Origin of the sequence: Stieleria sp., from assembly GCF_041595215.1 — a bacterium.
GTDB lineage: Bacteria > Planctomycetota > Planctomycetia > Pirellulales > Pirellulaceae > Stieleria > Stieleria magnilauensis.
In genome coordinates this window covers 1-5,159 of sequence record NZ_JBFHKV010000607.1, presented here as the reverse complement: position 1 = coordinate 5,159, position 5,159 = coordinate 1, and the positions used below count along the sequence as shown (strand labels likewise).

Sequence of the window (5,159 nt, the reverse complement as noted above, 5' to 3'; positions counted from 1 at the left end):
GATAGATCGCGGCGATCGCAGAGATTTGTTCTGACGACAATCCGGCGTCGGTCCCGGCCTTGACGTCAGCGGCGATGCGTACCCATTCCCAGCCCGCACCGTTGGATCGGACGTGCCCGAGATGACTGTAGGGATCTGGCCAAAACCAATCGTCGATCAGCTGTGTGATCGTGGTCGGTCGCTTCGCTTCACCGCGCAGGGGTTCTTCGACGGCCACTGCCGGCAGGGCGAAAACCACTGCCACGCCGATGCATCCCAGAGTGCGCCAATGGCGGTCGGCCGAACAGTCGTATCGCATGTTCATCCCCATCGTAATTGATTCCGAGTCCTCCGCGTCGTCGCGCCGCAGCCCTGCATCCTGTAGGAAATGATTCTACCGCACCATCCTCTTGCTTCCCATCATTCTGCCTTCCATTGCCCCGCCACCGAAAACCCCACGCTACAAGTTCTGCATCACATCGGCGAGTTTCCGGTAGCGTTGGTACAGTTCTCGATAGCTTGATTCGTGATCGCGATTCGGTTTGACGATCTGCTTTTGGGATTCGGGCACGGCTGCCATCGCGCGTGCCGAATCGGCAACGCTGGCGAAACCGCTCTTGGATTCGCCTGCGGCGATCATGCCCAGCACGGCCGCACCGATCGCGGGTCCTTGTTGGGACGGATGCACCTCGATTTCGCTCCCCAGCACATCGGCATAGACTTGGACGACGGCGGGATTGTGATGGGGCAATCCGCCGCTTGCGACGTACCGATCGACGGGGATTTCGCCTTCGCGAAGGACATCGACAATCCAGCGTACCCCGAACGCAGACGCTTCCAGAAGAGCTCGATACATGTGAGCCGGAGTGGTCGCCAGCGTCAATCCGCTGAAGGCACCTTTGACGGTTCCATCCATCAACGGCGTGCGACAGCCGTTCATCCAGTCCAAGCACATCACGCCGTCGGCTCCGGCTGGCAGCGCGATCGCGTCTTTGGCGAGTTGCTCAAAGGAGTCCAGGTTCAGTAGTTTCAACAACCAGGCGAACGCATCACCCACGGCGGCTTGTCCGGTTTCATAGCCGAACATCCCGGGCAAAATTCCTCCGTCGACAATTCCCGCCACCCCGTCAACTGGTTTGCCTTCGCGGGCATTGAGCATGTGACAACTGCTGGTCCCCATCACCATGACCAGCGTCCCCGGTTCGGCTTCACCGACGCCGGGCACCGCGGCATGGGCATCGATGGTGGCAGCGGCAACCGCGATGCCGGCGGGCAATCCGAGACGATCGGCCAAGGCTTCACAAAGCGTTCCGGCGAACTGGCCCGGCGACAACATTCGGCCGGGCATTTTGTCGCGCGCCGCTGCCGCCAGGGCCGGGTCCACGGCCGCAAAGTAAGCGTCCGATGCGTACCCGGTCTCGGCCGACCACAATGCTTTGTAACCGGCTTGGCAGGTTGACCTTGGCAATTCAGCCGCATCACAGCCCACCAGTTGCCAGACAAACCAGTCACCGGCTTCCAGCCAAACTTCGGCGGCGTCGGCGACCTCCGGTGCCTTGTCAATTGTTTCCAGCATTTTGGGAAAGAACCATTCCAAACCGATGGTCCCGCCGTAACGATCCATGAACGCCTCGTTGCGTTCTTTGGCAATTCGGTTCATGCGATCGGTTTGTTCGATCGCGCCGTGATGTTTCCAGAGTTTCGGCCAGGCCAAGGGTGTGTCCCGAAACCGTTCCAACTCGCACAACGGCGTGCCATCCAACTGGGTCGGCAACATGGTGCAGCTGGTGAAATCGACTCCAATGCCGACGACACGGCGAACATCGATGCCCGATGTTTTGATCGCGTCAGTCGTCGCTTTGGCGGCCGACTCAATCCAATCGGCGGGGTTCTGGAGCGCGAAGTGTTGCGGCAGCGCGGCGCCGCTGGTCGGCAGGATTTGCGTGATTTGTCCGTGACGATACGGGTTCTCACAGACAGCCAATTCGCATCCATTGCGGTCGACGAGAACTGCCCGCGCCGACTCCGTTCCAAAATCAAGTCCCAACGCGACAGAATCATTTACAGCGGTCATCAGTTTCCAGTTGATCAGGCTCCAGAGGCGACGCCAACCTTGACGGCAGTCGGACGTCGTCTACTAAGACTAGTATTCCGCCGCACCTTGGTTTTCCGGTAGGCGGTAGTGGGCGAGGCGACGAGTCCTCTGTAGTCGGCATATTGGCAAGGACTCGGCGCCTCGTCCACTACCTGGAAATTAAGCTGCGATAGAGCACTAGTCTAACAAGAGCGTGACGTGTGTTCGACAGCCTATGCCGCATTTCGCAACCGTGCCGCAGTCAGTCGATCGCATGCCTGGCGTCACGCCCAGCGTGACCTTCGAAACGGATTCGCGCAGGAATCTAGCGTTGGTAAGTTCGGCAGTGCGGACAGCTTTTGTCGCTGCCGAATGTCAGACTCTGTTTGACGTCTTCCCACAGCGTGACACTGGGAACGTAAACGCGATCGCCGGGTTGCAGCTGATAGTTGGTCGAGACATCGCCAAGTTGTAGAATTTGTTTGTAGCAAACAGGCAAAATCTGACGTGGCTGGCCGTCCAATTGGGGACGTGTCAAGATGACTTGGTGCTCATTGGCGCGATCGGAAAGCCCGCCTGCTGCAATCACGGCATCGAGCACCGTTTCGGCTCCGACAAGCGGATACGAACCCGGCGCATTCACTTCACCCATCACGTAGTACTGTGCGTTCTCCAGATTGACCAATCGCACCGTGATCCCGTAATCCGGGACGCTTTCGCCGGCCGAATCAGCATTCTGACGGTGTGTCGCCAAACCGATCTGACCTTTTCGCCGGACCGTTTCGCGGGCCGCGATGCGTGCTTGAACGAGTTGTTGAATCTCTTCGGTGTTCAAACCGGTCACGGCAATGCGACCGTATTCGCCCAACTCGATGACGCCGTCTTGTGGAACGGTTTGATCGCTCTGTAAACGAATCGGCGAATTGAAATCGTTGGGTTCGATAACCAAGATGTCGCCGGCTTCGACGCGGTGCGGTGGCAAGGCCTGTTTGGCCAATTCGGTTGCAATATCGGGGCGGTGGCCCACGCTTTGTCGCAGATGTGACGCGTAGGGCAGCAACCGATTCGAATTGGCCGATACCGGCAGCCCTAGCGACGATGCCGTGCGGCAACCCGGGAGCAACGCCGCCACGACGACGACGAACATGCAAGCCGTCACCGGGAACTCCAGTGTCGCTGTCGTGGATCGACGTCCGTGTTTCTTTAGTACTGACTGCATCGTAATATTTCCTGTCTTCCTATCGAAAGCCGCGTCGCGACGTATCAACAGCGTCTGCGACCTGCGAACCAAAACTGTTTTTCAAAAAGAATCGAAGCGTGTCTTGAGCGAGTTGTTTCCCGGGCTGGAGCCGCAAGACGGGGCGGGTTGCGGTGCCGCCCACGTGAACATGCACCACGCGGTCTTTCATCGCTTCGTTGGCTTTTAAGACCAACGCGACCGGCGCCGGTGCGGCCAGCAAGATGGGAGAACTGGCCAACGCAGCCAGCCCGTCGGCCGGGCCGGTTTGGCCGGTCGCGGCGGTGATGTCAAAATCCAGCCGTCCGTCCAGCGTCGCCTGCCCGTCCATCAAGACCTGGACGTTGCTTTGCGAGATTGCGAGTCGATCCAAATGAACCAGCCCGCCCGCCAGACGGCCCTGGATCGTCCCCTGGTTGTCTTGGTCGGTGGACAGCGTGGGAGCGAGATTGATCAAGGCACCCAATTGATCCAGAATCGGCAGGTTCATCGAATCGACTTTCGACAGGTTGACGTCAAACGTTCCGCTGATTTGATTGAGCGAACGCGCGCGATTGGCTTTGAGATGGACTCGCCCGTCAATGATTCCCAGGTCGGTGGCACCCCCGCGCAGCATTTTCGAGGTGTCGATGTGATCCAGCTTGGCCGTCATTCGCATGTTGAGCGTTCGCGCGAAATCACCTTCGGTGGAAACATTGATCTTGCCGGCGCCTGCATCGATCACCCCGGCTCGGCATCGCCATCCGAAACGCTGCGTGGCGGGCGTGAACGACCAGTCGACGGGAAACCGCACCGCGCGGACGTTCAAGTTTGAAACGGAGGGATGGTTCGCCGAAATCTGTGCGCGGCCGGTGATGACGCTCCCCAGCCGGCCGTCGACCTGCACGCTGGCCGTTCCGGTAACCCCTTTGATGGACCGTCCCAGAGGTGCAGCCGCTTGACGCAAGCTGATGCGATCGACGGCCAATTGAAAATAACCTCGCTGTGAGCCGTCCAAGGCGACTTCACCCCGACCGGTGATTCGACCACCGGCGAGTCGACCGTCGATGCCCGAAAGCTCCAAGCGATCGGGATGAAGGCGAACCGTTGCGGTTGATCGATCCGTGAGCGACTTTCCATGCCAGCTTAGATTTTCTGCGGTCGCGGATGCCGTGCATATCAACCCCTCGGCCTGTGTCGATTCGTCTCGGACACAGCTTGCATGCACGACGCCGGTCAACGGTTGTAACGCACCGCTTGCGCCGAGCGAACGTACGGACTGACCAATCGAGAGGCCCGTCAACGTGGCCTTGGCGATGACCGGCAATCGACGCAGGTCGCGATTCTTCTGTTTCGCAAACGCAAGGGTTTCGTCGAGCCGACACTTGGCGTTGGCGTTGTAGGTGCCGTTTAAACTCTCGCCTTCGGCGGAGAGTTCTGCCGTGCCTTCGGCAATGGTGAATCGACCTTGATTGAGGCTCACGGGAACTTGGTGTATCGAAACGCCGCGGCTTCGTATCCAGCCGTTGCCGCGCAAATCGTTCAACGCCCCGATCGATGTCAACCGACATCCACCTTCAATCGTTCCCGTGACCGGAATGTCGATCCCTAACAATTCTGGTCCTTTCAAACATTGGATCTCTTTGAATCGCAAGTCGAGCGTGGTTCGGGTCCAATCCAGTTCCGCGAGGTGCGCATTCAAGGCGTAGGTTCCGCCCAGGAAATCATTTGACTGTGTGCGCAGCGTGACACCAGACGATTCGACGCTCCAATCCAAGTCGGCCGATCCGATTTGCGCGTCCGCATAGGTCACATCGGACAGCATGGCGGTGCCCGTGCTGTGAAACGTTTTTGCGATCGCATCGACGTGAATCTTGCCACTCAACGACG

At 59.0% G+C, this 5,159-nt stretch carries 4 protein-coding genes; all 4 read right to left on the bottom strand.

Annotation, left to right across the window (positions count from 1 at the left end):
- On the bottom strand, window positions 1-298 hold a 298-nt coding region (locus tag ABX749_RS20995; RefSeq protein WP_372897697.1), incomplete at its 3' end, for a hypothetical protein.
- A 141-nt stretch (window positions 299-439) separates the two neighbouring features.
- On the bottom strand, window positions 440-2,053 hold the full coding sequence (locus tag ABX749_RS20990) for a ribulokinase (protein WP_372897696.1): 1,614 nt from the start codon (window positions 2,051-2,053) through the stop codon (window positions 440-442).
- Window positions 2,054-2,378: 325 nt separating this feature from the next.
- Window positions 2,379-3,272, bottom strand: a complete 894-nt coding sequence (locus ABX749_RS20985; protein ID WP_372897695.1) for a polysaccharide biosynthesis/export family protein — start codon at window positions 3,270-3,272, stop codon at window positions 2,379-2,381.
- 19 nt (window positions 3,273-3,291) lie between these two features.
- Window positions 3,292-5,159 (bottom strand): AsmA-like C-terminal region-containing protein (locus tag ABX749_RS20980; protein WP_372897694.1); only part of this gene is annotated, 1,868 nt, incomplete at its 5' end.